A 23,996-nucleotide genomic window follows, 5' to 3' on the forward strand; every position below is an offset into this window, starting at 1 on the left:
GAGACTTCTCCCGCCCTCGATACCAAGCTAATGCGCTTCCCGCCGGTAGATCCACAGCTGCGTCGGCGGGATGTTGCGGAAGATGAAGTCGAAATGCTTGACCGTGTAATTGCCGCGGCCGGGCGGGATCGGCGACAACGGCCCATAGGTCAGCTGCACGATCGGCCGTCCAACCGGGATGCGGTCTAGCAGGCTTTCAATATAGGCGATCCGCTGTGCGACCGGGAAATTGAGCAGCGGCACGCCGGAGACGACGGAATCGAAAACCATCCCGCTCTTCTCGCCAAGCGTGGCGTTGAGATTGAAGGCATCGCCCTCGATGACGTTGACGCCGGGATAGAGCTGGCGCAGATGGCGCACGAAATCGGTGGAATATTCGACCGCGTAGAGGTTTTCGGGCTTAACGCCCTGGGCGAGGATTGCACGGGTGATGACGCCTGTGCCGGGGCCGACTTCAAGCACCGGCAGGCCGGACTTCGGATTGACGATGGAAGCCATCTTGCGGGCGGTGACGGAGCTTGTCGGCACGATCGAACCGACCGACTTCGGCTTGTCGATCCAGCCTTTGAAGAATTTGAGTTCGTCGTCGAACTTTTCCGCCAGCGCCTTCCGCAATCCCGGACCACGTGCCATGCAAGTTCTCCTCAACACTCCCCGAACGCTACTTAGCAGCTAACAGGTCCAAGGCAAGGCGCGATCTGGCATAAGATGTTGATGACGTTCGGGAAGCGTGGCGGCCTTGGTTTGGGTTCAGTGCTCGCCGAAGGATTCGAAAAAGTCCTTCATGCGGGCGAAAAAGCCGCTCGACTGGGGCGAATTGTCCTTCGACGACAGCTGCTCGAACTCTTCCAGCAACTCGCGCTGGCGGCGCGACAGGTTTTGCGGCGTTTCGACCGCGGTCTGGATGTAGAGGTCGCCGACATTGGGCTGGCGCAGCACCGGCATGCCCTTGCCCTTGAGGCGGAACTGGCGGCCGTTCTGCGTGCCTTCGGTCACTTTCACCTTGGTCTGGCTGCCGTCCAGCGTCGTCACCTCGAACGAGCCGCCAAGGGCGGCCGTCGTCATCGATATCGGCACCTTGCAGTAGAGATCGGCGCCGTCGCGCTGGAAGAATTCATGCGGCTTCACCGCCAGGAAAATATAGAGGTCGCCCGATGGGCCGCCGCGCAGGCCCGCCTCGCCCTCATTGGCAAGCCGGATGCGGGTGCCGTCCTCGATGCCGGCCGGGATATTGACCGACAGCGAGCGTTCCTCGGTGACGCGGCCCTGGCCGGCGCATTTCGGGCACGGGTCCTTGATCGTCTGGCCGCGGCCTTGGCATTGCGGGCAGGTACGCTCGATCGAGAAGAAGCCTTGCGTCGCCCGTACCTTGCCGTGGCCATGGCACATCGAGCAGGTCACCGGCTGGGTGCCGGGCTTGGCGCCGGTCCCGGAGCATTCCGTGCATGAGATCGAGGCCGGCACGCGGATTTGCGCGGTCTTGCCGGCAAACGCTTCTTCCAGCGTGATTTCCATATTGTAGCGCAAATCGGCGCCACGCTCGCGGCCGCCCGACGAGCGGCGCTGGCGCCCGCCCATCATGTCGCCGAAAATATCCTCGAAAATGTCGGCGAAGCCGCCGGCGCCAAAACCTTGCGCGCCGCCATTCATGCCGCCCTGCTCGAAGGCGGCGTGACCGAAACGGTCATAGGCCGCGCGCTTCTGCGGGTCCTTCAGCGTTTCGTAGGCTTCGTTGATTTCCTTGAACTTGTGCTCGCAGGAGTGATCGCCGGGATTGCGGTCGGGATGGAACTGCATGGCCAGCTTGCGGAAAGCGCTCTTGAGCTCCTTCTCGTCGGCGCCCTTTTGCACGCCCAGCGTCTCGTAGAAATCAGCTTTCATCTTTTCCCGCAGTCCGGATGCTCAACGTCTTGATGCATGTTGCGTCGTTTGCCGGCACGTTGTCTCGATTTAGGAGCGGTGATGCCCGGATGCTAGGGCCGGCGCGCTTGTGCCTGTGTTTTTCAGTGACTTTTTCGGCAAGGCCCGCACTTTTTCAGCGAGGGTTGCAAAAAAGCCCGGCTTTGCGCCGGGCTTTCCGCTTTATTTGCCGTCAACCGGTCAGGCCGACTTCTTCTTCTCGTCGTTTTCGTCGATTTCCTCGAAATCGGCGTCGACCACGTCGCTATCCTTGGCCGCGTCCGCCTTGGCGTCGGCTTCCGCCGCTTCCTTCTGCGAAGCTTCGTACATGGCCTGGCCGAGCTTCATGGATGCTTCGGCAAGCGTCTGCGACTTGGCCTCGATGTCGGCGGCATCGTCGCCTTCGGCAGCAGCCTTCAGCGCCGTGATAGCCTCCGATATCGCCGTGCGCTCGGTTTCCGAAACCTTGTCGCCATATTCCTTCAGCGACTTCTCGGAGGAGTGCACCAGCGCCTCGGCCTGGTTGCGGGCCTCGACCAAAGCACGCCGCTGCTTGTCGGTCTCGGCATTGGCTTCGGCGTCCTTGACCATCTTCTCGATGTCGGCGTCCGAAAGGCCACCAGAGGCCTGGATGCGGATCTGGTGCTCCTTGCCGGTGCCCTTGTCCTTGGCCGAAACGTTGACGATGCCGTTGGCGTCGATGTCGAAAGTGACCTCGATCTGCGGCACGCCGCGCGGCGCCGGCGGAATGCCGACCAGGTCGAACTGGCCGAGCGCCTTGTTGTCGGCAGCCATTTCACGCTCGCCCTGGAAGACGCGGATGGTCACGGCCGACTGACTGTCTTCAGCGGTCGAGAACACCTGGCTCTTCTTGGTCGGGATGGTCGTGTTGCGTTCGATCAGGCGGGTGAACACGCCACCCAGCGTCTCGATGCCGAGCGACAGCGGCGTCACGTCGAGCAGCAGCACGTCCTTCACGTCGCCCTGCAGCACGCCGGCCTGGATGGCGGCGCCCAAAGCGACGACTTCATCCGGGTTGACGCCCTTGTGCGGCTCCTTGCCGAAGAACTGCTTCACGATCTCCTGGATCTTGGGCATGCGGGTCATGCCGCCGACCAGGACCACTTCGTCGATCTCGCCAGCCTTCAGCCCGGCATCCTTGAGCGCCGCCTTGCAGGGCTCGATGGTGCGCTGGACGAGATCGTCGACCAGCTGCTCGAACTTGGCACGGGTCAGCTTCAGCGTCAGGTGCTTGGGGCCGGTCGCGTCGGCGGTGATGAAGGGCAGGTTGATTTCCGTCTGCGTCGTCGACGACAGCTCGATCTTGGCCTTTTCAGCCGCCTCCTTGAGGCGCTGCAGCGCAAGCTTGTCGTTCTTCAGGTCGATGCCCTGTTCCTTCTTGAACTCGGCCGCCAGGTATTCGACGAGACGCATGTCGAAATCCTCGCCGCCGAGGAAGGTGTCGCCATTGGTCGACTTCACTTCGAACACGCCGTCGCCGATTTCGAGCACCGAAATGTCGAACGTGCCGCCGCCAAGGTCATAGACGGCAATGGTCTTGCCATCCTTCTTGTCGAGGCCGTAGGCAAGTGCTGCAGCCGTCGGCTCGTTGATGATGCGCAGCACCTCAAGGCCGGCGATCTTGCCGGCGTCCTTGGTGGCCTGGCGCTGGGCGTCATTGAAATAGGCCGGAACGGTGATGACCGCCTTCTCGACCTTCTCGCCGAGATAGGCCTCCGCCGTTTCCTTCATCTTCTGCAGGATCATGGCCGAGATCTGGCTGGGCGACTGCTTCTTGCCGCCGGCCTCGACCCAGGCATCGCCATTGTCGCCCTTGACGATCTTGTAGGGGACAAGCTTCTTGTCCTTCTCCGTCACCGGGTCGTCATAGCGGCGGCCGATCAGGCGCTTGACCGCGAAGATGGTGTTTTCAGGATTGGTGACCGCCTGGCGCTTGGCCGGCTGGCCGACGAGACGTTCGCCGTCGCCCGAGATGGCGACGATGGAAGGCGTCGTGCGCGCGCCTTCCGCATTTTCAATGACCTTGGGCTCCTTGCCATCCATGATGGCGATGCAGGAGTTGGTGGTGCCGAGATCGATACCGATTACTTTTGCCATTTTTCTAGTCTCTCCGCTAAGCAGGCTCTCAGGACCCGTAAGGCGTTCCGACGAAAGCCCCTGTTCACAAGAAATTCCGCTCCGGCAACCGGCATTCCGGCACTGGGCGGCTTGGCGCGTATATAAGAACAGGCGGCATCGGGCGCAAGCATTCTGCGCATGGCATCCACCGCGCCGCACTTGGCGCCTTTGAACAGCCGCCCAGCGGCCCGGATGTGCTCCAACCGCGCTCAAAACCCCAGGATCTGCGCGATCCCCCGGCGAAGCGCCCAGTCAGGGCTTCGAAACCACAAGAAAACGTCACCTATGCGTGAGAGAGGCGGCTCCTGGCTGAGGAAGGCGCCTGCCCACAGCAGACACAGGCAAAAGCGTCACGCGGCCTGCGACAGCGATTTATGCGCCTCGGCCAGGATTTCGAACGAGCGCACGCGTGCCGCATGGTCGAAGATCTGCGCGGTCACCATCAGCTCGTCTGCGCCGGTGCGGCGCACGAACGCGTCTATGCCTTGCCGGACGGTTTCGGGAGAGCCGACGACGGCGCAGGACAGCGCCTGCGAAATCATGGTTTTTGCCATCGGCTCGAGCGTCTGGTCATAGCCCTCGACCGGCGGCGGCAGGCGGCCGGCCCGCCCGGTGCGCAGATTGACGAAGGCCTGCTGGAGCGAGGTGAACAGCAGTTTTGCCTCTCCATCGGTCGGTGCGGCGAAAACGTTGAGGCCGAGCATGACATAGGGCTTGTCCAGCTGTTCCGAAGGCTGGAAGCGCGAACGGTAGATCTCCAGCGCATGGTCCAGTTCGGCCGGCGCGAAATGCGAGGCGAAGGCATAGGGCAGGCCGAGCATGGCGGCGAGCTGCGCGCCATAGAGGCTGGAACCGAGGATCCAGACCGGCACCTTCTGGCCTTCGCCGGGCACGGCGTGGATACGCTGGCCTTCCGCGGCCGGCTGGAAATAGCCCATCAGCTCGACGACATCCTGGGGGAAATTGTCTGACGCCTCGAGATTGCGGCGCAGCGCGCGCGCTGTTCCCATATCGGTGCCGGGCGCCCGGCCGAGGCCGAGGTCGATGCGGCCGGGGTGCAGTGCCGCCAGCGTGCCGAACTGCTCGGCAATCACCAGCGGCGCATGGTTGGGCAGCATGATGCCGCCGGCGCCGACGCGGATGGTCTTGGTACCGTCGGCGACATGGGCGATGACGACGGCGGTCGCCGCGCTGGCGATGCCCGGCATGTTGTGGTGCTCGGCCAGCCAATAGCGCCTGTAGCCGAGCCGCTCGGCATGGCGGGCCAGGTCGAGCGAATTTGCCAGCGATTGCGAGGCGTCGCTGCCTTCGACGATCGGCGACAGGTCGAGAACGGAAAGTGCGGTCATGGGCCTCAAGCCTTTACGATGTTCAACTGCCTGACCCTGGTTTCGAAGGCGCGGTCGGGAATGACGATGTCGAGCTGGTGCCAAGCAACGGGTCCATATTCTCGAACGGGATCCTGCGGACGCTGGCGATGCAGCGCGCTCAGCTTGTAGAGCGACGCATCGATCGGACCGCGATAGCCAATGCGGTCGAAATAGGAATCGAGGTCGAAGGAGGCATCGTTCATCGCAGGGTCCGGCTTGACCGGCTCGATATAGGCACTCCGCCTGAAGACAACAAATGCGCGATGACGGACAGGCGCGGCAAGCTTATGCCGCGGCCTTTCCGTTCTCTTCGGCCGCTTCCTCCTCCACCACGGCCGTCTGCTGTGCGGCGAGAAAATTGCCGACATGGCTGAGGCCATCGAAATGATCGCAGAACACTTTGACGACGACCAGCAGCGGCACCGCCATCAGCGCGCCGACAAAGCCCCAAAGCCAAGACCAGAAGGCGATGGCGATGAAGATCGCCACGGCGTTGATCTCGAGGCGTCGGCCGACAACCATCGGCGTAACGAACTGGCCTTCGACGATGTCGCACAAAAGCACGAAGCCCGGCGCCAAAAGCGCGTAGGTGATCGAGTCGAAGCTGATCATCGCAATGACGCTGACCAGCACGATGGTGATCAGCGCGCCGACATAGGGCAGGAAGTTGAGCAGCGCCGCCATCGTTCCCCAGACGAGCGGGTTGGGCATGCCGAGCGCCCACAGGCCAAGGCCGATAACCGCGCCGAGACCGGCATTGATGACGGTGACGGTGAGCAGATAATGCGAGATTTCGCGCTCGACGTCATAGACGACGCGCAAGGCCCGCTTCTTCTCACTGAGGCTGGCGAAGGACTGGATGATCTTCTCATAGAACATCGTGCCTGACGCCAGCAGGAACAGCGACAGCACGAAGATGATGGTCAGGCTTGTCCCCGCCGACAGGACGTTGCTGGCGGCGGCCGACAGGACGCCGGACTGCGCCATCGCCACCTTCTGGATGCCCGGCTCCTGCGAGGTCTCCGTCATCTGTTCGATCTGATGCGAGATCTGCATGATCCTCTCGAGCGGACGCCGTAATTGCGCCAGCCGTTCGGTAAGTTGTTGGCCGATCGACGAGGTGTTGTTGAGAAGGTCGATGACCGGGCCGCTGAGCAGATAGCCGGCAACGCCGAAGACGCAGATCGACAGCACGACCAACATTGTCGCCGAAACCACTTCCGGAATGCCGCGCTTGCGCAGGAAGCGGACGATTGGTGTCAGCGTGAGCGTCAGCAGGAAGGCGAGGATGACCGGCATGAAGAAAGCACGCGCGAAATACAGCGCGTAGATGGCCATGAACAGGAAGATCCCGATGAGCAGCGAACGCATCAGATGCGTGTCGGCACGCGCCACAACTCTCGCCTCTTCGGTCTCGGCAAGGCCAGCACCCAAAGCGGCGGGTTCGGCTTTCATGATTTTCCCTCAGCGGCGCACCGCAATTGGTGCATTCCCCTGACGGAAACGCCTCTGCAAGCCCAAGGTTCCGTTAGCCGGCAAGGCCCTCAATCCGGGCCGCCCGTCGCTCAGGCGGCTGGCGCTGCGACGGCGACGCCGGGCTTGGCGGTCTCCTTGCGCACGATCGGCGCCACCTTGGTGCCGTACAGTTCGATCGCCTTCATGATCTTGGCGTGCGGCATGGCGCCGATCGCCATCTGCAGCAGGAAGCGGTCATTGTTGAAGATCTTGTGCTGGGCGACGATCTTTTCCGCCACCTGCTCCGGATTACCGACAAACAGCGCGCCGTTCGGACCACGCGACTGATCGAAATGCGCCCGCGAGGTCGGGCCCCAGCCGCGCTCGCGGCCGATGCGGTTCATCACTTCGGCCTGCGGGCCGTAGAAATCGTCGGCCGCCTGTTCAGTGGTCCCGGCGATGAAGCCGTGCACATTGATGCTGGTGGCAAGGCCCGAGGGGTCGGTACCGGCCCGCCTGGCGGCATCGCGATAAATGTCGAACAGCGGTGCAAACCGCGCCGGCTCGCCGCCGATGACGGCCAGCGCCAGCGGCAGGCCGAGCACCCCCGCGCGGGCCGCAGACTGCGGCGTTCCACCTATTGCGATCCAGATCGGCAATTTGTCCTGCAGCGGCCGCGGATAGACGCCGCGGTCGTTGATGGGCGCGCGCAGATTGCCGGACCAGGTGACCTTGACGCTGTCGCGTATGGCCAGCAGCAGGTCGAGCTTTTCGGCGAACAGCTCGTCATAGTCCTCGAGATTGTAGCCGAACAGCGGGAAGGATTCGATGAACGAGCCGCGCCCGGCCATGATCTCGGCCCGGCCGCCCGACAAAAGGTCGAGCGTTGCGAACTGCTGGAAGACACGCACCGGATCATCGGAGGACAGCACGGTGACCGCGCTGGTCAGCTTGATGCGCTTGGTGCGTTCGGCGGCAGCGGCCAGCGCCACCACCGGCGCGGACGCGGCATAGTCGGGGCGGTGATGTTCGCCCAGACCAAAGACGTCGAGGCCGACCTGGTCGGCCAGCTCGACCTCCTCGATCAGATTGCGTAGTCGCTGATGCGGGCCGATCGCGCCGGGGCCGGGCTCCGGGCTGACGTCGGCGAAAGTGTAGAGACCGAGTTCCATGGCATGTCATCCAAATGTTCTGATTTGCCGCTAGAGGTAGCGGCGAGCCGCCCCGGCCGCCAGAGGGGCGGATGGTGAACAGTGCATGTCGGTTTCGGCCGGCTTTGTTTCAGGGAAAACGCGTCTCCCGGCTGCAACAGCCTAAACTTTCATGGCTGGCATACCGTTTTGGCGCTTGAACTCTCGGTTTTCGCGCGTATGTAAGCGTCGCGAATTGACTTCAGGGAAGTGGACTTGGCTATCTACAGGGAAAAAGACATTTTCGAGCGGCGCAATGCCGCGAACGAGGCAAAGAAGGCGCTTCTGGAGCGCTTCAAGTCGAAGCCGGCGGCTGATGATCCTGCGGTTCTGGCCAAACAGGCCGAACGCAAGGCGATTCTTGAGGCTCGCGAAATACGCGAGGCCGAAAAGGCCAGGCTGAAGCAGGAAAAGCTGGCACGCGAGGCGGTCGAGAAGGCCGAGCGCGAGGCAGCAGCCGAAGCGGCGCGTATTGCGGCCGAAGAGGCAGCGCAGGCTGAAGCGAAGATCAAGGAAGCCGAAGAAAACGAGCGCATCGCCCGTTTGCTGGCCGACGAAGCCGAACGCAAGGCCAAGCGCGACGCACGCTATGCGGCGCGCAAGCAGCGTACCGGCAGGACGCCTCCGGGCTTCTCCGCCCGCTAACGCTTCGATCGAAACGATCGGACATCAGGGTCGCCTTCCAGCGGCCCTGAATGTGTTTGTGCGTCGATTTCCTTGGTTGCTTTGCTCAGGCGGCGAGCTTCAGCCCCATAATGCCGCAGACGATGAGCGCAATGCAGGCGAGCCGGATGGCCGTCGCAGGCTCGCCCAGCAGCCAGATGCCAAGAAGCGCCGTGCCGACCGTGCCGATGCCGGTCCACACCGCATAGGCCGTCCCGACAGGCAGCGTCTTGAGCGCCAGGCCGAGCAACCCGAGGCTGATGATCATCGAGGCGACAGTGAGCACCGTCGGCAGCGGCTTCGAGAAGCCGTCGGTGTATTTGAGGCCGATCGCCCAGCCGATTTCGAACAGGCCGGCGAAAAACAGAAAAATCCACGACATCGGGATGCACTCCATTCCATGAGCATGGCGGGCCGTCCCGGCCGATTTATGGGAAGGCGCGAGGTCGTCCTCGCCGCTTCGACACAAGCGGCTGCGCCGGTGCGATCAACAAAAACACCGGCCGCATCGTTCATGCCGCCGGTGTCAAAATCTGCGCCGAAACGGTTTGTCCGGATTTCAACCGTCCAAGATCTTCCGAGGCGGGCTTACTTTTCCTTGAGCCTCATCGCCTTGACGGGCGGCGCCTTGAGTGCCGGAGCCGCTGCGGGCTTCTTGGCGTCTTTTTTCGGCTTCCGAGCTTCCTTGCCCGCCTTCATCGCACCTTTAGCCATGATTCGTTCCTCCAGTTGCTGGGAGGCCAAGTGAAACAAGAGAAACGCCGGACTGCAAGAGGGCTGCGTCTGTCGCCGGCGCCGTCGGGCCGCTTTCAACCGGTTTCTAATTTGCTCGTAAACCATTCCGGTCCGTGCCATGGTTGCCTTCGCACTGCAGCATCTGCCATGCCTTCGCCCGGCGATGATCAGGCAGTGCGGTCAGGACGACAATGCGAATCCGCATCGGCAGCGAGATGAGTTTCGATTTTCCGCAGGAAACGCCGCTGATCGCGATGCTCAACGTCCACTACTCCAGGGCCTCCGATCTCGAGCGCCCGGATTTCCTGACCTCCAACCCGCCGGTGCCGATCCAGAGCTACCGCGACAGTTTCGGCAATTGGTGCAACCGTTTCGTCGCCCCGCCCGGTCGCTTCACCTTCGGCACCGATTCGGTAATCCGCGACCCCGGCACGTTCGAGATGGGCGACCTGATGGCCTGGCAGCACGAGGTGCGCGATCTGCCGTCGGACACATTGCTGTTCCTGTTGCCCAGCCGCTTTTGCGAGAGCGATCTGCTGGCCAGCGAAGCCTGGCGGCTGTTCGGGCATACGCCGCTCGGTATTGCCCGCGTCCAGGCGGTCTGTGACTTCGTCCACAACCATATCGTCTTCAGCTACGGCAATGCGCGGCCGACCCGCACCGCGGCGGAAGCCTATCGCGAGCAAAGCGGCGTCTGCCGTGACTTTGCCCACCTCGCCGTCACCTTTTGCCGTGCGCTAAACATCCCGACCCGCTACTGCACCGGCTACATCAGCGACATCGGCCTGCCCAAACCTTGGGCGAGCATGGATTTCGCAGCCTGGATGGAGGTCTATCTCGGTGGCCGCTGGCATGTCTTTGACCCGCGCAACAATTCGCCACGCATCGGCCGCATCCTGATCGCGTCGGGTCGCGACGCCGCCGACGTGCCGCTGACCCACATCTTCGGACCGGGCACGCTGGCTGGTTTCAAGGTGTGGACGGACGAGATCATCGAATAGGGGCGTCTTTCCGCAAGCTGGCCTTCAACCTGAACGACCAGGCGATTCGTGCGTTGTGATGCCTGTGGAGCTCGGCGGCAGGCCGTTACATTGGGCGCCTTGGAGGGACAGCATGGCAGCGCATGGCGGGTCGAAGACGGTCATCTACGCGGCGCTCGCCGGTAATCTAGCTATTGCTATGACCAAATTCGTCGCCGCCTTCTTCACCGGCAGCTCGGCGATGCTGTCGGAAGGCGTGCACTCGCTGGTGGATACCGGCAATGGCGGGCTGCTGCTCTACGGCATGCACCGCGCCGCCCGTCCGCCGGACCGCACGCACCCGCTCGGCCATGGCCGCGAGCTGTATTTCTGGAGCTTCATTGTCGCCCTGCTCGTCTTTGCGCTCGGCGCTGGCGTGTCCTTCTATGAAGGCGTCGTCCACATCATGGCGCCTCAGCCGGTCGCCAATCCCAAAATCAACTACATCGTGCTTGGCCTCTCAATGCTGTTCGAGGGCAGCTCCTGGTACGTGGCGCTGAAGGAGTTCCGCCAGCAGAAGGGCAACCAAGGCTGGCTGCAGGCCGTGCAATCGAGCAAGGATCCGAGCGTCTACACGATCCTGTTCGAGGACAGCGCCGCCCTGCTCGGTCTGTTCGTCGCCTTCGCCGGCATATTGGCGGCCGAACTCCTCGACATGCCCGAGCTCGACGGCGTCGCCTCGATCGGCATCGCGATGATCCTCGGCGCCACCGCCATCTTTCTGGCGCGCGAAAGCAAGGGATTGCTCATCGGTGAGCCGGCCTCGCCGGAAGTGCAGGCCAAGGTGCTGGCCATCGCCCAGCAGGATCCGGCAGTGCAGCGGGCCAACGGCGTTCTCACCGTCCATCTCGGCCCGCAACAGATCGTCGCTGGGCTGAGCATCGAATTCGAGGACCATCTGACGGCGCCTGAGATCGAAGCCTGTGTCGAGCGCATCGAGGCGCTCTTGAAAAAAGAAATGCCGGAGATCACCAGACTGTTCGTCAAGCCGCAGACGACCGGAACCTGGGAGCACCGGCGCAAGCAGGTCGAGGCGGCGTCGGACTAGTTCTGGACCAGCAGTCCACCGTTGGCGCCATCGCCTGGTCCCGCTAAGATCACCCGACGGATTTCGGAGAATCAACGATGAAAATCGATGGTGGGTGCCATTGCGGCGCCATAACTTATGAAGCAGACGTCGACCCGGAAAAGACCTCTATCTGTCATTGCACCGACTGCCAGCAACTGACCGGTACCGCCTTTCGTGTCACTGTTCCCGCGCCTGAGGATCATTATAGGATCACAAAGGGCACACCGAAGGTTTATATCAAGACGGGATCGAGCGGCGCCAAGCGTGCCCAGGCGTTCTGCGGCGACTGCGGTTCCCATCTTTACGCAACGTCGGTTGGCGACGGGCCGAAGGTCTATGGGATCAGGGCGGGGACCGCGCGGCAACGCGAGGATCTCGTTCCGACCCAACAGAAATGGCACCGATCGGCCCTGCACTGGCTTCCGGAATTCGAGGGCGTAAGCATCGTAGAGGCGCAGTAGCACCTGCCTCCCGGTTAAACGCGGCCCAAACCAGCCAATAATGTGCTAGGCTAGCCATCAAACGGATGGCGGGGGATAGCAATGTCGGAAACGGACAAAGTGTTTGCCGGCTCGATTCCGGAAAACTACGACCATTACATGGTGCCGCTGATCTTCGAGCCGTTCGCCGCGGATTTGGCACGACGGGCAGCGTCCTTGTCGCCCGGCGCCGTCCTGGAAGTCGCCGCCGGTACCGGCGTTGTCACCCGCGCATTGGCTCCAAAACTGTCTCCCGGCGCAAGCTATGTCGTGACCGACCTCAACCAGCCTATGCTCGACTACGCGGCCTCGCGACAAGCTCCCGACAGTCGTATACAATGGCGTCAGGCGGATGCTCTGGCGCTGCCGTTCGAAGATGCGGCTTTCGATCTCGTTTGCTGTCAGTTCGGCGCGATGTTCTTTCCCGACCGAGCCGCCGGCTATCGCGAAGCAAAGCGGGTCCTGAAGACCGGCGGCCATTTCCTGTTCAACGTGTGGGATCGCATCGAAGAGAATGTATTCGCCAATGATGTGACGAATGCTCTTGCGGAGATTTTTCCGAACGATCCGCCCCGCTTTCTCGCCCGCACGCCGCACGGCTACAATGACATTGCATTGATCCGCGGCGAGTTGGAAGCCGCAGGTTTCTCCCGTGTGGTGATCGACACGAGGGCCGAACAAAGCCGTGCCTCCTCGCCGCGCCTTCCGGCGGTTGCCTATTGCCAGGGAACTCCGCTTCGCAACGAAATCGAGGCTAGAGGAAAACTGGAAGCCGCAACCGATCACGCCGCGTCCGTGATTGCAGCCAGACACGGCAGCGGCGAGGTTGCGGCCAAGATCCAGGCGCACGTGATCGTGGCTACGGTCTAATGCATGGCGCCCAGAAGTGTGCCGCGGTTCTGGGACAACGACATGCATCAAAACAAAGACTTTTAAAGCGCGTCGTATGAATCCGTTCAGCGCGACGCGCTTTAATCGTCGCCTTCGACGACACGTAGCCTGAGCTGCCCCGTCTTGGAATCCGCCACCCGCACTCCGGCTTCGGCCTTGGCGGGTCCGCCACCGCGCACTTCGGCTTCGCTTTCGCCAAACTCCAGCGCTTCGATCTTTTGGCCGCGCTTGGTCACCTTCGACGTCGACACCAGTATCTCGTCGATATCCTTGGCCGACTGGCCAAAATGCGTCTGCAACCGGCGCACGCGTTCGTCGACGCGCGCGACGTCTTCCATCAGCCGGATCACCTCGCCCTGGATCAGATGCGCCTGTTCGCGCATGCGGGCGTCCTTGAGGATGGCCTGGATGACCTGGATCGACAGCATCAAAAGCGACGGTGAGACGATGATGACACGCGCCCGGTGCGCCTTCTGGACCACGGCGTCGAAATTCTCGTGGATTTCGGCGAACACCGATTCCGACGGCACGAACATGAAGGCGGTGTCCTGCGTCTCGCCCTGGATCAGGTATTTTTCCGAGATATCGCGGACGTGAATTTCGATGTCGCGGCGGAAAGCCTGGGCCGCGATCTTCTGTTGTTCGGCGCCATCGGCGGCGCGGATGGCGTTCCAGGCTTCCAGCGGAAACTTGGCGTCGATGGCAAGCTGCGGCGCACCGTTCGGCATCCTGACCAGGCAGTCGGGACGGCTGCCGTTTGACAGCGTTGCCTGGAACTCGTAGGCGCCCATCGGAAGGCCGTCGGCGACGATCGCCTCCATGCGCGACTGGCCGAAGGCGCCGCGCGTCTGCTTGTTGGACAGGATCGCCTGCAATTGCACGACCTGGCCGGCCAGCGACTGAATGTTGCCTTGCGCGGTGTCGATGACCGCCAGCCGTTCCTGCAGTTTGGCGAGGCTCTCATGCGTCGATTTGGTCTGTTCGGTCATGGTTTGACCGAGCCTGCCGGTCATGGCGTCGAGGCGCTGGCCGATCGACTGGTTGAGTTCGGCCTGCCTTGCGCCGAACACGTCGGCGATGGCGCCCATGCGGCCCTGCATCTCGGCCTGGCTTTGCAAAATGCCGGCCATCCGCGCCTCGGCGTCGCGGGCGTGGTCGGCGGCTTCCGCCGCGGCGATGGTGCGCGCCTTGGCCGATCGCCACAGCGCCACGACAAGCGCCAGGAACAGGCCGAGAAACACCAGCGCGCCGAGGGCCAGTGCATGGCCGAGCGTGATCGTCGTGGCGCCAAGCCGGGCAACGGGTTCGGAAAGGATGGTGCTCAGGTCGTTCATCCCGCCAGCATAGCCGATTCGCAGACCTGGCACAGATCAAAACGTGAACGAGACCGATTCGCACCGGTTGACGCTTCTCCTGCGACGTTTTAGGTGAGGCGCCATGTCGATCAAGCCGCTCATCATCCTTCCCGATCCCATCCTGCGCCAGGTTTCCAAACCAGTCGAACGCGTCGACGCGCCTTTGCGCAAACTGGCCGACGACATGCTGGCGACGATGTATGATGCGCCGGGCATCGGTTTGGCCGCAATCCAGATCGGCGAGCCGCTGCGCATGCTGGTCATCGACCTCGCCAAGGAAGACGAGCCGCCGGCGCCGCATGTCTTCATCAATCCCGAAATCCTCGAAAGCGCCGACGCCCGCTCGGTCTACGAGGAAGGCTGCCTGTCGATCCCGGACTATTACGCCGAGGTCGAGCGTCCCGCCTCGGTGCGCGTGAAATATCTCGACCGCGACGGCAAGCTGCAGGAGATCGAGGCCGAAGGCCTGATGGCGACCTGCCTGCAGCACGAGATCGACCATCTCAACGGTGTGCTGTTCATCGACCACATCTCGAAGCTGAAGCGCGACATGGTGGTCAAGAAGTTCAAGAAGCTCGCCAAGGACAAGGCGCCGGGCAAGCTGGTGGGATAGGCCCTGCTTTCGGCGACTCGCACAAAATCCCGTCTCGACCCGCCCCTATTGAGAGACGCTTCCTTGCGTGATATCATTGATATCAGACTGGAGACTCAGATGGGCGATATGTTGATCAGAGATATTCCCGAGCCGTTGAAGCGTGAAATCGAGCATGCGGCACGCAAGGGCGGCCAAAGCCTCTCGATCAAGGCGATCGATCTGTTGCGAAAAGGCATGGTTGCGGAAAAAGAAGGCAAGGCCGAGCCTGGACTCACGGCTTGGGATGCGATTCGCGCTGCCTTCGCCTCGGAAAATGCAATCAGCGACGAATTTGCGCAGATGATGGATGAGATCGAAGCGGAACGGAAACGCGACTTTGGCCGCACCATTGAGAATTTCGAGTGATAATCCTCGATACCAATGTCGTCTCGGAAGCGAGCCGGCCCGCGCCCGATCCAAACGTCGCTAAGTGGTTTGGCAGACAGGACCTGCTCGACCTCTATCTCTGCGGTCCTGTTGTCATGGAGCAGTCCTTTGGAGCCGAAAGGTTTCTCAACAAGACCGGCTCGGACCGCCACGTCCGTGCACTTGACCACCTGGTTTCGAAGCAGTTTTCGGGACGTGTCGTCGAATTTGCCGGTCCCATTCCCCGTCTGGCGGGCAAGCTCCGGGCAATGCGGGAAACTATCGGCCGGCCGATCAGCCTTTCCGATGCCATGATCGCTGCCATCTGCCTGTCGCACGACGCTATGCTGGCGACGCGCAATATTAAGGACTTCGAAGAGCTTGACCTCAAGATCGTAAACCCGTTTGAAGCAGACGCTTGAGCGGACTGCCGCGCGCAGAACAGGATACTGGACGAAAAATGCCGCTTCGCGTCATCTTCATGGGCACGCCGGAGTTTTCGGTGCCGGTGCTGCGCGCGATTGCCGAGGCCGGGCACGAGATAGCAGCCGTCTACACCCAGCCGCCGCGCGCCGCGGGCCGCCGCGGGCTGGAGCTGACACCGTCGCCGGTGCAGCGCGAGGCTGAGCGGCTGGGCATCGAAGTGCGCACGCCGCTGTCGCTGAAGGGCGAGGCCGAGCAAGCTGCTTTCTATGCGTTGCGTGCCGATGTCGCGGTCGTCGTCGCGTATGGTTTGCTGTTGCCGAAGGGTATTCTGGAGGCTCCGCGCCTCGGCTGCCTCAACGGCCACGCCTCGCTTTTGCCGCGTTGGCGTGGTGCAGCTCCCATCCAGCGCGCCATTATGGCCGGCGACGTCGAAACCGGCATGATGGTGATGCGCATGGAAGAGGGCCTGGACACCGGTCCGGTGGCACTGGTTGAAAAATGCGCCATAGAGCCCGACATGACCGCCGGCGATCTGCACGACCGCTTGATGAATATTGCTGCCACGCTGATGGTGGAAGCGCTGTCCCGATTGGAGACAAATACCCTGGCATCGACTTTGCAGGCGGCTGACAGGGTGACCTACGCCAGGAAAATCGATAAGTCGGAGACACGTGTGGACTGGACGCGCCCGGCTGCGGAGGTCCACAATCACATTCGCGGGCTGTCGCCATTCCCCGGCGCCTGGTGCGAGGCCGACATCGGCGGCCGCACGGAACGGCTGAAACTGCTTCGCTCGACGCTTTCTGAAGGTACGCTTTCTGAAAGCATGGGCGAGTCGGGAGGAATTCTCGATGACCGGCTGACGGTCGCCTGCGGGTCGGGCGCGGTCAGGCTGGTCGAAGTTCAACGGGCGGGCGGAAAGCCCGCTGCCGCGCAGGAGTTTCTGCGCGGGGCCAAGATCGAAAAAGGAATGAAGTTCTCATGAGCATGATGTCGATACGCGGCGCGACGCCGCGGGACCGCGAGGCCATACGCCTGGTCGAGGAACACGCATTCGGCCAGCAGGCGGAGGCCGGGCTGGTCGACGCTCTGGTCACCGGCGGCGACGCCGTTGTCGAACTGGTGGCGGAAGAAGACGGCCAGGTGGTCGGCCACATCCTGTTTTCCAGGCTGTTCGTCCAGAACGGCGGCAAGCAGTTCGCAGCCGTGGCGCTGGCGCCGTTGGCGGTGGAACCTTCGTTCCACGGCTCGGGCATTGGCGGTGCGCTGATCCGCGAGGCGCATATCCGCCTCAGGGATGGCGGCGAGACGCTCGCCGTTGTGTTGGGCGATCCGGCCTATTACGGCCGCTTCGGCTACAGCCATGCGCGCGCCGAAAAGTTCGAGAGCGAATATCTGGGCGAAGCGCTGCAGGCGCTGGCCTGGGGTGACGCACCCGAAAAAGGCAAACTGGTCTACGCCCAGGCCTTTACCGCACTCGCCGCCTGAACGAAGGGTGTATGCCGCGTTTTCGTCTCGATATCGAATATGACGGCAGCCTCTTCGCCGGCTGGCAACACCAGGCGGATCAGCCTTCGGTGCAGCAGGCGATAGAGCAGGCGATCGAGAAATTCTGCGGTGAGGCGGTGCGGATACGCGCCGCCGGCCGCACCGACGCCGGGGTGCATGCGACCGCCCAGGTGGCGCATGTCGACCTCGCCAAGGCATGGCCAAACGACAAGGTGCGCGACGCCGTCAACGCGCACCTGCAGGCGGCGGGCGCGCGGATCGCCATCCTGCAGGCGACGGTTGTCCCCAATGAGTTCGACGCCCGTTTCTCGGCCCGCGGACGGCACTATCTCTACCGCATCCTCAACCGGCGCGCGCCTGCAGCGATGGAAAAGGGCAAGGTCTGGTGGGTGCCGAAGCGGCTCGATGCGGACGCCATGCACGAAGCGGCGAAAGTCCTGCTCGGCCGACATGACTTTACCACCTTCCGCTCGACGCAATGCCAGGCCAACAGTCCGGTGCGGACGCTGGAGCTGCTCGATGTAAGCCGCCAGGGCGACCTGATCGAAGTCAGGGCCTCGGCGCGCTCTTTCCTGCACAACCAGGTGCGCTCCATGGTCGGTTCGCTGAAACGCGTCGGCGACGGCGGCTGGACCGCCGCCGACCTCAAGGCCGCGCTCGCTGCACAAGACCGCGCCGCCTGCGGCCAGGTGGCGCCGCCCGACGGGCTTTTTCTCGTCGGTGTAGACTATCCGGAAAAGTTCTAGGCCGGAGCGGCGGTCGGCACAGTGATGCCGAGCAGCGCCACCAGGCCGAACAACACGGCCAGAGACACCACCAACATGCCTGCGAACACGGCGCTGCCGACAGCCGCGCCCTTGCCGATCGCGGCGTTGGTCATCCGCCAGGAGAGTACCAGCGAAAGCACCACCAGAACCAGCCACACCAATTCGGCAACCGGGTTGCCGGACGGCAGGAAAAGCCTGATCAGCGCTGAAGGCAGCAGCATCCAGGCGGTGATCGCCGACGCCCAGTTGCTGGCGACGACATAGTGGACGAAGCGGTCGCCAATGCCGGCGCGCGATGCGACCAGGGCAAGCACAAACAGGGGCAGCAGCCACGAGCCGAGGTCGACGGTCGCCAGGCGAACCAACATGCCCAGCCGACCGGCGAACGCATTGGGATCGCCGATCTCGTTGGCCGTGCCGACCCAGCCGACGATCATCGCCGGCGCGGCGACGACGATGGCGAAGAAGGAATTCCAGAAGCCGTCCGCCGAAAGGTCGAGCAGCCGCAAGCCGTCGGCCTTTCCGAGCATCAGCCGCCAGGCGCCGTTAAGCGATGAAGAGGTCTCGTCAACCGAAAGCATGATCAGCCCTGCTCGAACCAGTCATCGATGAAGCGCTGGTAGATTTGGGTCAGCGTCTCGAGGTCGGCCAGTGCGACGCGCTCGTCGACCATGTGCATGGTCTTGCCGACGAGGCCGAACTCGACCACCGGGCAATAGTCCTTGATGAAACGCGCATCCGAGGTTCCGCCCGAGGTGGACAGCGCCGGCTCCTTGCCGACCGTCGCCTTGATCGAGCCGCGCAGCGTCTCGATCAGCTTGTCGTCGCGCGTCAGGAAGACATGGCTCGGCCGGTCGCGCCAGATCAGCTCGTAGTCGACCGGCGTCTTGCCGGTCCGGTATTTCTTGCGCTTCGCCGCCTGGTCGAGGCGGTTATGGATCTCGGCCTGCACCGTCTCGGCAGTCCATGTGTCGTTGAAGCGGATGTTGAAGGTGGCTGTCGCCTTGGCCGGAATAACATTGGTCGCCGGGTTGCCGACATCGATCGAGGTCACTTCCAGATTGGTCGGCTGAAAATCCTTCGTGCCCTTGTCGAAGACGGGTGACAGCAAGGCGTCGACCAGGCTGATCAGGCCGCGCACCGGATTGTCGGCGAGCAATGGATAGGCGACATGGCCCTGGCGGCCGTTGACCGTGACACTGCCAGACATCGAGCCACGCCGGCCGATCTTGATCATGTCGCCGAGCGTGTCCGGATTGGTCGGCTCGCCAACGATCGCGGCGTCCCATCTCTCGCCCTTGGCCGCCGCCCAGTCGAGCAGTTTTGTCGTCCCGTTGATCGCCGGCCCCTCCTCGTCGCCGGTAATCAGCAGCGAGACCGAGCCTTTCGGACCACCCTTTTTCTCGACATGGCGCGCCACGGCGGCGATGAAACAGGCGATGCCGCCCTTCATGTCGACGGCGCCGCGGCCATACATCTCGCCCTTGGCGATCTCGGCGGCGAAGGGCGGATGCGTCCACGACGCCTCGTCGCCCGCCGGCACCACGTCGGTATGGCCGGCAAACATCAGATGCGGCCCGTTGCCGGAGCGACGCGCGTAGAGGTTCTCGATGTCGGGGGTGCCGTCTTCGGAAAACACAGGGCGTTCGACGGAAAAGCCGAGCGGCTTCAGCATGCCTTCCAGGGCAGCCAGCGCGCCGCCCTCGGCGGGCGTTACGGAGGCGCAGCGTATGAGGGTCGCGAGGTTGGCGGCGGGATCGGTCGGCAGTTTCATGGGCAAAGCGATAGTCGAAAGCGAAAGGCCTGTCACGGCCAGAGATGATGACCGGTCCTGCCGCCGACATTATGGTTTTCATGTCGTATAGTGCAGGCCAACACGAGGTAATCGCATGGCCAACGCCGAAAAGACCATCGTCATTGCCGGCGCCGGCAGCATCGGCTGCTATGTCGGCGGCTGCCTGGCGCTGGCCGGACGCAAGGTGGTGTTTTTGGCGCGGCCAGGCATCGCGACGGTCTTGCTGGACGGCGGCCTGCGCATCACCGATCTCGATAATCGCGACCGATCCATCCGGCCGGAGTCCGTCACCACTGATCCCGCCGCTGCCCTGGCCAGTGCCGACGTGGTGCTGGTGACGGTCAAGAACGGCGCTACCGAGGAGATGGCGTCGCTTGTTGCCGGACATGCGCGCGGCGAAGTCGTGGTGGTCAGCCTCCAGAACGGCGTCGGCAATGCCGACCGGTTACGCGCCGGGCTCGGTGGCCGGACTGTGCTCGCCGGCATGGTGCCGTTCAATGTCGTCCAGTCGGCCGTAGGCAATTTGCCGCTTCACGTGCATCGCGCCAGCGACGGCAAGGTGATGATTGAAGACGGTATGGCCGGGCTTGCCGGCCTTCTCGATGTCGAAGGGCTTGGCGTGGAAACCCATCCCGACATGAAAGCCGTTCAGTGGGGCAAGCTGCTGATCAACCTCAACAACGCGCTTGTCGCCTTGTCCGGCCTGCCGCTGGCGAGCGAACTTGCCGACCGCCGCTGGCGGCGGATCCTGGCCGGTCAGATCGACGAGGCCCTGGCGGCGATGAAGGCGTTACATATCGCGCCGGCGCGGATCGGCGGCTTGCGTCCCGGCCTGCTGCCGAAACTGCTCCGGCTGCCGGACTGGCTGTTCCGGCTGGTCGCCCGCCGCATGCTCGCGATCGACCCGCAGGCGCGCTCGTCGTTGTGGGACGACCTCCAGCGCGGTCGGCCGACCGAGATCGGTGACCTGCAGGGGGCCGTCCTGAGCCTCGCCGAAAAGGCCGGCACGCCGGCGCCTCTGCTGAAGCGGGTCACCGCGCTGGTGCGGCAGGCCGAGCGGGAAAAGCGCGGCTCACCCGGGCTGACGCCGGAAGCCGTCACTGGATAGTCTACTTGCCGCGAGCCTCGGGCCTTGGCCCGCATAGCCCGAAAACAGGCGCGTGGGCCCGCCGCGTCACAGCTTTGGTGCGCGCCTCGGAGCCGGCGCTTTGCTCGCCGGGCCTGGCGCCGGCACGGGCTGCGCCGCCGGGTGGTTCTCGATCAGCGTGATCTTCTGCCAGATCTTGCGCGACAGGTTGGACGCCAGGTTCTCGACGTCGTTGACGCCGTCGATGACCACATCGTCATTGACGGACTGCGCAAACAGCGCCGCGATCTTGCCGGTGATCGACAGCATTTCCGAGCAATAGTCGAGGTAGCGCGCCAGGTCGGCGGCATTGGTGATGCGCGCCGGCGAATGCGCGGTCGGCCTGAAATTGGCGGACAATGCTGCCGGATCCTTGGTCAGCTGGTGCATGTCGATGACATGGATCAGCGATCTCAACCCATGCAGCTGGCGAAACACCCGCTTGCGCTTGATGCGCTCCTCGGTGCGGATCAGCGCCAGCAGGCCGAGCACGGCAAGGATCATCATGTTGATCGTGGCTTCGATGCCTTGCACCGACTGCACCGCATCGTCGGCCTGCGAGATATGGATGAGCGGCAGGATGGTGCCGACGAACAGGAAGATCAGCGCGCCGGCGGCAACAGCGGCGACGATGGCGCCGCGCAGCCACCAGATCGGCGCTTCCAGCGCCTGCGCCGCCTTGGCCAGGTCGCGCGACAGCGACACCAGTTCGGCGGCGACGCCGCGCAGGCCGGCATCGGGAAAACGCTCGGCGACGCGCTCTTCCAGCCGCTCGGCGGTGTCGATGATCAGTTTCGGATCAAGCGTGCGGTAGCGCATGGCGAGATATCCGGTCGGCGCTCATGGTTCAGCCGGCGCGTTGCTGCGTTTGCCGTAGCGGTTCGGACCGGGGTCACCGCGGAAACACGCTAGAACGATGAGAAGAATGGGGCCGATGATAAGAGAGATCAACGCGTAATAAGTCGGCTTGCCGAAATCATGAAACCGCTTTGCGGTTACCGCAAAGCTCGACCATGTCGAGATCAGCAAAACGACCCAGAACACAAGTGCCCAGTTCTGGCTGGTTGCGGTGCCGGGTTCCAGTCTCGACAACTGGTAGAGCGGGAAAAACTGTGCAAGCACCAGCAGCAGCCCGGCGAGCACGTAGGCACTTGGGCTGACGCGCCCTGAGAGGCTGAAGAAAAGCCAGGGAAGTGGTGGTGTGTTGGGCAATCTGGAGCGCTCTGGTTGCTCGGACAGGATCAATCACGCAGCAGTTCGTTGATCGAGGTTTTCGACCGGGTCTTAGCATCGACGCGCTTGACGATGACGGCGCAGTAGAGGCCAGGGCCCGGCTCGTTGTTCGGAAAGGCCTTGCCCGGCATCGAGCCGGCGACGACGACCGAATTCGGCGGCACCTCGCCATAAAACACTTCGCCGGTGGCGCGGTCGACGATCTTGGTCGACTGGCCGATGAACACACCCATTCCGAGCACCGAGCCTTCGCGCACGATGCAGCCCTCGACCACTTCGGAGCGCGCGCCGATGAAGCAATTGTCCTCGATGATGGTCGGGCCGGCCTGCATCGGCTCCAGCACCCCGCCGATGCCTACGCCGCCCGAGAGGTGCACATTCTTGCCGATCTGGGCGCAGGAGCCGACCGAGGCCCAGGTGTCGACCATGGTGCCGCTATCGACATAGGCGCCGACATTGACGAAGGACGGCATCAGCACCGCGCCCGGCGCGACATAGGCCGAGCGGCGCACGATCGAAGACGGCACGGCGCGGAAGCCTGCCTTCTCGAAATCGACCGCGCTCCAGCCGTCGAACTTCGACGCCACCTTGTCCCACCAGACCGCCTGGCCGGGGCCGCCCTTGATGATCTCCATCGGATAGAGCCGGAACGAGAGCAGCACCGCCTTCTTCAGCCACTGGTTGACATGCCATTTGCCATCGGGCTGGCGCTCGGCAACGCGCACGGTGCCACGGTCGAGCAGGTCGAGTGAGGACTGGATGGCGTCGCGCGTTTCGCCGCGGGTCGCGGTCGAAATCGTGTCGCGCTCCTCGAAGGCCTTCTCGATCGTCTTTTCGAGGCTGGCCAGATCAGGCTTCGACATGAATTCGCTCCGTTACCACGCTGTTAAGGCCGTCGGCCTTAACCTTGTTTTGAAAGTCGCGCGGACCCTATGTTAAGGCGTATTGGGGGTCAATCGCGCGTGCGCCATGGGACGGCGCAAGTGAACTGTTGGGACGGGTAGAAAGCATATGACTCCCATGGAAAAGGCGGGATGGACGCCGCTGCCGCATTCGGACGAGGATCTCGAGCGCTCGAAAAGCGTTCCCGACACGCCGCAGACGCGCGCCGAAACCTACCGGCTGGCCTGGAACGATCCCGACTTCATGACGCGCCGGGAATTGCGCGCTGTGCGCTTGCAGCTTGAGCTCTTGAAGCCCGAAATGATCCTGGCCGAGCGCGGCATCCGCTCGACGGTGATCCTGTTCGGCGGCGCGCGTATTCCCGAGCCCGGCGGCGAGGCCTGGGCCGCCAAGAACGAGACGCAGAAGAAAAACCTCGAGGAAAACAGCAAATATTACGAGGAGGCGCGCAAATTCGCCCGCCTCTGCTCACAGCAATCGGCCACGTCCTACTACCGCGAATTCGTCGTCGTCACCGGCGGCGGTCCAGGCGTCATGGAGGCGGGAAATCGCGGCGCCGACGATGTCGGCGCGCCGTCGATCGGCCTCAACATCGTCCTGCCGCACGAGCAGGCGCCGAACGCCTATGTGACCCCGGAGCTGTGCTTCAACTTCCACTATTTCGCCATCCGCAAGATGCATTTCGTCATGCGCGCCAAGGCCGTCGCGGTGTTTCCGGGCGGCTTCGGCACCATGGACGAATTCTTCGAGACGCTGACGCTGATCCAGACCGGCCGCATGGAGCGCGTGCCGGTGATCCTGTTCGGCAAGGCGTTCTGGCAGCGCGCGATCGACCTCGATTTCCTGGCCGAACAAGGCACCATCACGCCCGGCGACCAGGATATCATCGACTTTGTCGACACCGCCGACGAGGCCTGGGGGATCATCAGCCGCTTCTACAAGTTGGGGGAGTAGGGGAACCGGGAATTGAAGA

The 23,996-nt window shown here is 63.2% G+C and carries 28 protein-coding genes; 13 read left to right on the forward strand and 15 right to left on the reverse strand.

Annotated elements, in window-relative coordinates; genetic code table 11:
• Positions 1-27: 27 nt before the first annotated feature.
• From pmtA to NLY36_RS16080, 7 genes are all read right to left on the reverse strand, one after another.
• Positions 28-633 carry a phospholipid N-methyltransferase PmtA gene (pmtA, locus tag NLY36_RS16050; RefSeq protein WP_023681321.1) on the reverse strand — a complete coding sequence of 202 codons (606 nt, stop codon included), beginning with the start codon at positions 631-633 and terminating at the stop codon, positions 28-30.
• Positions 634-750: 117 nt separating this feature from the next.
• Positions 751-1,881, reverse strand: a complete 1,131-nt coding sequence (gene dnaJ / locus NLY36_RS16055) for a molecular chaperone DnaJ (protein WP_023681322.1) — start codon at positions 1,879-1,881, stop codon at positions 751-753.
• 219 nt (positions 1,882-2,100) lie between these two features.
• Positions 2,101-4,017 (reverse strand): molecular chaperone DnaK, encoded by a 1,917-nt coding sequence (gene dnaK / locus NLY36_RS16060; RefSeq protein WP_023673200.1) that lies wholly within the window; start codon positions 4,015-4,017, stop codon positions 2,101-2,103.
• 371 nt (positions 4,018-4,388) lie between these two features.
• Positions 4,389-5,387 (reverse strand): LLM class flavin-dependent oxidoreductase, encoded by a 999-nt coding sequence (locus NLY36_RS16065; protein WP_023696046.1) that lies wholly within the window; start codon positions 5,385-5,387, stop codon positions 4,389-4,391.
• A gap of 5 nt (positions 5,388-5,392) precedes the next feature.
• The gene (locus NLY36_RS16070) at positions 5,393-5,611 is read right to left on the reverse strand and encodes a hypothetical protein (protein ID WP_023696045.1); all 219 of its coding nucleotides are present in this window, start codon (positions 5,609-5,611) and stop codon (positions 5,393-5,395) included.
• Positions 5,612-5,693: 82 nt separating this feature from the next.
• Positions 5,694-6,863: an AI-2E family transporter gene (locus tag NLY36_RS16075; RefSeq protein WP_023673203.1), complete on the reverse strand. Its 1,170-nt coding sequence runs from the start codon at positions 6,861-6,863 to the stop codon at positions 5,694-5,696.
• Between the two features lie 110 nt (positions 6,864-6,973).
• A complete protein-coding gene (locus NLY36_RS16080) occupies positions 6,974-8,035 on the reverse strand; it encodes an LLM class flavin-dependent oxidoreductase (protein WP_023681325.1) in 1,062 nt (353 codons plus the stop codon).
• A gap of 234 nt (positions 8,036-8,269) precedes the next feature.
• Here NLY36_RS16080 and NLY36_RS16085 point away from each other — a divergent pair, with 234 nt between their 5' ends.
• Positions 8,270-8,698, forward strand: a complete 429-nt coding sequence (locus NLY36_RS16085) for a DUF6481 family protein (RefSeq protein WP_023673205.1) — start codon at positions 8,270-8,272, stop codon at positions 8,696-8,698.
• Positions 8,699-8,783: 85 nt separating this feature from the next.
• On the opposite strand, the gene sugE is transcribed toward NLY36_RS16085, so the two are convergent.
• Positions 8,784-9,098 carry a quaternary ammonium compound efflux SMR transporter SugE gene (gene sugE / locus NLY36_RS16090; protein ID WP_023681326.1) on the reverse strand — a complete coding sequence of 105 codons (315 nt, stop codon included), beginning with the start codon at positions 9,096-9,098 and terminating at the stop codon, positions 8,784-8,786.
• Positions 9,099-9,304: 206 nt separating this feature from the next.
• Complete coding sequence (locus tag NLY36_RS16095; protein ID WP_032889372.1) at positions 9,305-9,571, reverse strand: hypothetical protein; 267 nt, start codon at positions 9,569-9,571, stop codon at positions 9,305-9,307.
• A 71-nt stretch (positions 9,572-9,642) separates the two neighbouring features.
• Here NLY36_RS16095 and NLY36_RS16100 point away from each other — a divergent pair, with 71 nt between their 5' ends.
• From NLY36_RS16100 to NLY36_RS16115, 4 genes are all read left to right on the forward strand, one after another.
• Complete coding sequence (locus tag NLY36_RS16100) at positions 9,643-10,452, forward strand: transglutaminase-like domain-containing protein (RefSeq protein WP_023687480.1); 810 nt, start codon at positions 9,643-9,645, stop codon at positions 10,450-10,452.
• Positions 10,453-10,564: 112 nt separating this feature from the next.
• Positions 10,565-11,518, forward strand: a complete 954-nt coding sequence (locus NLY36_RS16105; protein WP_023696044.1) for a cation diffusion facilitator family transporter — start codon at positions 10,565-10,567, stop codon at positions 11,516-11,518.
• Between the two features lie 77 nt (positions 11,519-11,595).
• Entirely contained in the window at positions 11,596-12,000 is a 405-nt protein-coding gene (locus tag NLY36_RS16110) for a GFA family protein (RefSeq protein ID WP_023673210.1), read from the forward strand.
• A gap of 81 nt (positions 12,001-12,081) precedes the next feature.
• Entirely contained in the window at positions 12,082-12,888 is an 807-nt protein-coding gene (locus NLY36_RS16115; protein ID WP_023673211.1) for a class I SAM-dependent methyltransferase, read from the forward strand.
• Between the two features lie 101 nt (positions 12,889-12,989).
• Here NLY36_RS16115 and NLY36_RS16120 read toward each other — a convergent pair whose 3' ends face one another.
• Entirely contained in the window at positions 12,990-14,243 is a 1,254-nt protein-coding gene (locus tag NLY36_RS16120; RefSeq protein ID WP_023692996.1) for a DNA recombination protein RmuC, read from the reverse strand.
• A 103-nt stretch (positions 14,244-14,346) separates the two neighbouring features.
• On the opposite strand from NLY36_RS16120, the gene def reads away from it, so the two are divergent.
• From def to truA, 6 genes are all read left to right on the forward strand, one after another.
• A complete protein-coding gene (gene def, locus NLY36_RS16125; protein WP_023673213.1) occupies positions 14,347-14,877 on the forward strand; it encodes a peptide deformylase in 531 nt (176 codons plus the stop codon).
• 99 nt (positions 14,878-14,976) lie between these two features.
• Positions 14,977-15,264 carry a hypothetical protein gene (locus NLY36_RS16130; RefSeq protein ID WP_023696043.1) on the forward strand — a complete coding sequence of 96 codons (288 nt, stop codon included), beginning with the start codon at positions 14,977-14,979 and terminating at the stop codon, positions 15,262-15,264.
• Positions 15,261-15,686 (forward strand): type II toxin-antitoxin system VapC family toxin, encoded by a 426-nt coding sequence (locus NLY36_RS16135; protein ID WP_023696042.1) that lies wholly within the window; start codon positions 15,261-15,263, stop codon positions 15,684-15,686. Before NLY36_RS16130 ends, NLY36_RS16135 begins: the two co-directional genes overlap by 4 nt.
• Before the next feature lie 38 nt (positions 15,687-15,724).
• A complete protein-coding gene (gene fmt / locus NLY36_RS16140) occupies positions 15,725-16,675 on the forward strand; it encodes a methionyl-tRNA formyltransferase (protein WP_023696041.1) in 951 nt (316 codons plus the stop codon).
• Positions 16,672-17,178 (forward strand): GNAT family N-acetyltransferase, encoded by a 507-nt coding sequence (locus tag NLY36_RS16145; RefSeq protein WP_023696040.1) that lies wholly within the window; start codon positions 16,672-16,674, stop codon positions 17,176-17,178. Before fmt ends, NLY36_RS16145 begins: the two co-directional genes overlap by 4 nt.
• A gap of 11 nt (positions 17,179-17,189) precedes the next feature.
• The gene (truA, locus tag NLY36_RS16150) at positions 17,190-17,945 is read left to right on the forward strand and encodes a tRNA pseudouridine(38-40) synthase TruA (RefSeq protein WP_023696039.1); all 756 of its coding nucleotides are present in this window, start codon (positions 17,190-17,192) and stop codon (positions 17,943-17,945) included.
• Here truA and NLY36_RS16155 read toward each other — a convergent pair.
• The gene (locus tag NLY36_RS16155; RefSeq protein WP_023696038.1) at positions 17,942-18,547 is read right to left on the reverse strand and encodes a hypothetical protein; all 606 of its coding nucleotides are present in this window, start codon (positions 18,545-18,547) and stop codon (positions 17,942-17,944) included. The genes truA and NLY36_RS16155 overlap by 4 nt on opposite strands.
• 2 nt (positions 18,548-18,549) lie before the next feature.
• The gene (gene dapE / locus NLY36_RS16160; protein ID WP_023696037.1) at positions 18,550-19,740 is read right to left on the reverse strand and encodes a succinyl-diaminopimelate desuccinylase; all 1,191 of its coding nucleotides are present in this window, start codon (positions 19,738-19,740) and stop codon (positions 18,550-18,552) included.
• A 115-nt stretch (positions 19,741-19,855) separates the two neighbouring features.
• Between dapE and NLY36_RS16165 the strand changes: the two genes are divergently transcribed.
• The gene (locus NLY36_RS16165) at positions 19,856-20,869 is read left to right on the forward strand and encodes a 2-dehydropantoate 2-reductase (RefSeq protein ID WP_023736965.1); all 1,014 of its coding nucleotides are present in this window, start codon (positions 19,856-19,858) and stop codon (positions 20,867-20,869) included.
• A 66-nt stretch (positions 20,870-20,935) separates the two neighbouring features.
• On the opposite strand, the gene NLY36_RS16170 is transcribed toward NLY36_RS16165, so the two are convergent.
• The 3 genes from NLY36_RS16170 to dapD are packed head-to-tail and all read right to left on the reverse strand — an operon-like array spanning position 20,936 to position 22,983.
• Positions 20,936-21,706: a hypothetical protein gene (locus NLY36_RS16170; RefSeq protein ID WP_023673220.1), complete on the reverse strand. Its 771-nt coding sequence runs from the start codon at positions 21,704-21,706 to the stop codon at positions 20,936-20,938.
• A 21-nt stretch (positions 21,707-21,727) separates the two neighbouring features.
• Positions 21,728-22,132, reverse strand: a complete 405-nt coding sequence (locus NLY36_RS16175) for a DUF805 domain-containing protein (protein ID WP_081725464.1) — start codon at positions 22,130-22,132, stop codon at positions 21,728-21,730.
• Entirely contained in the window at positions 22,129-22,983 is an 855-nt protein-coding gene (dapD, locus tag NLY36_RS16180) for a 2,3,4,5-tetrahydropyridine-2,6-dicarboxylate N-succinyltransferase (RefSeq protein WP_023696035.1), read from the reverse strand. Before dapD ends, NLY36_RS16175 begins: the two co-directional genes overlap by 4 nt.
• Before the next feature lie 148 nt (positions 22,984-23,131).
• On the opposite strand from dapD, the gene NLY36_RS16185 reads away from it, so the two are divergent.
• Positions 23,132-23,977: an LOG family protein gene (locus tag NLY36_RS16185; protein ID WP_023681343.1), complete on the forward strand. Its 846-nt coding sequence runs from the start codon at positions 23,132-23,134 to the stop codon at positions 23,975-23,977.
• The last annotated feature ends 19 nt before the right edge of the window (positions 23,978-23,996 follow it).

This window comes from Mesorhizobium sp. C399B (genome assembly GCF_030323185.1).
In the GTDB taxonomy this organism is placed as follows: Bacteria; Pseudomonadota; Alphaproteobacteria; order Rhizobiales; family Rhizobiaceae; genus Mesorhizobium.

What these genes read in the sequence shown, in the direction of transcription:
- NLY36_RS16165 (WP_023736965.1), top strand. Translation starts at nt 19,856, where the DNA reads ATGGCCAACGCCGAAAAGACCATCGTCATTGCCGGCGCCGGCAGCATC.
- dnaK (WP_023673200.1), bottom strand. Translation starts at nt 4,017, where the DNA reads ATGGCAAAAGTAATCGGTATCGATCTCGGCACCACCAACTCCTGCATC.
- pmtA (WP_023681321.1), bottom strand. Translation starts at nt 633, where the DNA reads ATGGCACGTGGTCCGGGATTGCGGAAGGCGCTGGCGGAAAAGTTCGAC.
- NLY36_RS16080 (WP_023681325.1), bottom strand. Translation starts at nt 8,035, where the DNA reads ATGGAACTCGGTCTCTACACTTTCGCCGACGTCAGCCCGGAGCCCGGC.
- NLY36_RS16105 (WP_023696044.1), top strand. Translation starts at nt 10,565, where the DNA reads ATGGCAGCGCATGGCGGGTCGAAGACGGTCATCTACGCGGCGCTCGCC.
- dapE (WP_023696037.1), bottom strand. Translation starts at nt 19,740, where the DNA reads ATGAAACTGCCGACCGATCCCGCCGCCAACCTCGCGACCCTCATACGC.
- NLY36_RS16170 (WP_023673220.1), bottom strand. Translation starts at nt 21,706, where the DNA reads ATGCGCTACCGCACGCTTGATCCGAAACTGATCATCGACACCGCCGAG.
- truA (WP_023696039.1), top strand. Translation starts at nt 17,190, where the DNA reads ATGCCGCGTTTTCGTCTCGATATCGAATATGACGGCAGCCTCTTCGCC.
- dapD (WP_023696035.1), bottom strand. Translation starts at nt 22,983, where the DNA reads ATGTCGAAGCCTGATCTGGCCAGCCTCGAAAAGACGATCGAGAAGGCC.
- NLY36_RS16065 (WP_023696046.1), bottom strand. Translation starts at nt 5,387, where the DNA reads ATGACCGCACTTTCCGTTCTCGACCTGTCGCCGATCGTCGAAGGCAGC.
- NLY36_RS16075 (WP_023673203.1), bottom strand. Translation starts at nt 6,863, where the DNA reads ATGAAAGCCGAACCCGCCGCTTTGGGTGCTGGCCTTGCCGAGACCGAA.
- NLY36_RS16070 (WP_023696045.1), bottom strand. Translation starts at nt 5,611, where the DNA reads ATGAACGATGCCTCCTTCGACCTCGATTCCTATTTCGACCGCATTGGC.
- NLY36_RS16185 (WP_023681343.1), top strand. Translation starts at nt 23,132, where the DNA reads ATGACTCCCATGGAAAAGGCGGGATGGACGCCGCTGCCGCATTCGGAC.
- NLY36_RS16155 (WP_023696038.1), bottom strand. Translation starts at nt 18,547, where the DNA reads ATGCTTTCGGTTGACGAGACCTCTTCATCGCTTAACGGCGCCTGGCGG.
- NLY36_RS16100 (WP_023687480.1), top strand. Translation starts at nt 9,643, where the DNA reads ATGCGAATCCGCATCGGCAGCGAGATGAGTTTCGATTTTCCGCAGGAA.
- sugE (WP_023681326.1), bottom strand. Translation starts at nt 9,098, where the DNA reads ATGTCGTGGATTTTTCTGTTTTTCGCCGGCCTGTTCGAAATCGGCTGG.
- NLY36_RS16130 (WP_023696043.1), top strand. Translation starts at nt 14,977, where the DNA reads ATGGGCGATATGTTGATCAGAGATATTCCCGAGCCGTTGAAGCGTGAA.
- NLY36_RS16115 (WP_023673211.1), top strand. Translation starts at nt 12,082, where the DNA reads ATGTCGGAAACGGACAAAGTGTTTGCCGGCTCGATTCCGGAAAACTAC.
- NLY36_RS16110 (WP_023673210.1), top strand. Translation starts at nt 11,596, where the DNA reads ATGAAAATCGATGGTGGGTGCCATTGCGGCGCCATAACTTATGAAGCA.
- fmt (WP_023696041.1), top strand. Translation starts at nt 15,725, where the DNA reads ATGCCGCTTCGCGTCATCTTCATGGGCACGCCGGAGTTTTCGGTGCCG.
- dnaJ (WP_023681322.1), bottom strand. Translation starts at nt 1,881, where the DNA reads ATGAAAGCTGATTTCTACGAGACGCTGGGCGTGCAAAAGGGCGCCGAC.
- NLY36_RS16095 (WP_032889372.1), bottom strand. Translation starts at nt 9,571, where the DNA reads ATGGCACGGACCGGAATGGTTTACGAGCAAATTAGAAACCGGTTGAAA.
- NLY36_RS16145 (WP_023696040.1), top strand. Translation starts at nt 16,672, where the DNA reads ATGAGCATGATGTCGATACGCGGCGCGACGCCGCGGGACCGCGAGGCC.
- NLY36_RS16120 (WP_023692996.1), bottom strand. Translation starts at nt 14,243, where the DNA reads ATGAACGACCTGAGCACCATCCTTTCCGAACCCGTTGCCCGGCTTGGC.
- def (WP_023673213.1), top strand. Translation starts at nt 14,347, where the DNA reads ATGTCGATCAAGCCGCTCATCATCCTTCCCGATCCCATCCTGCGCCAG.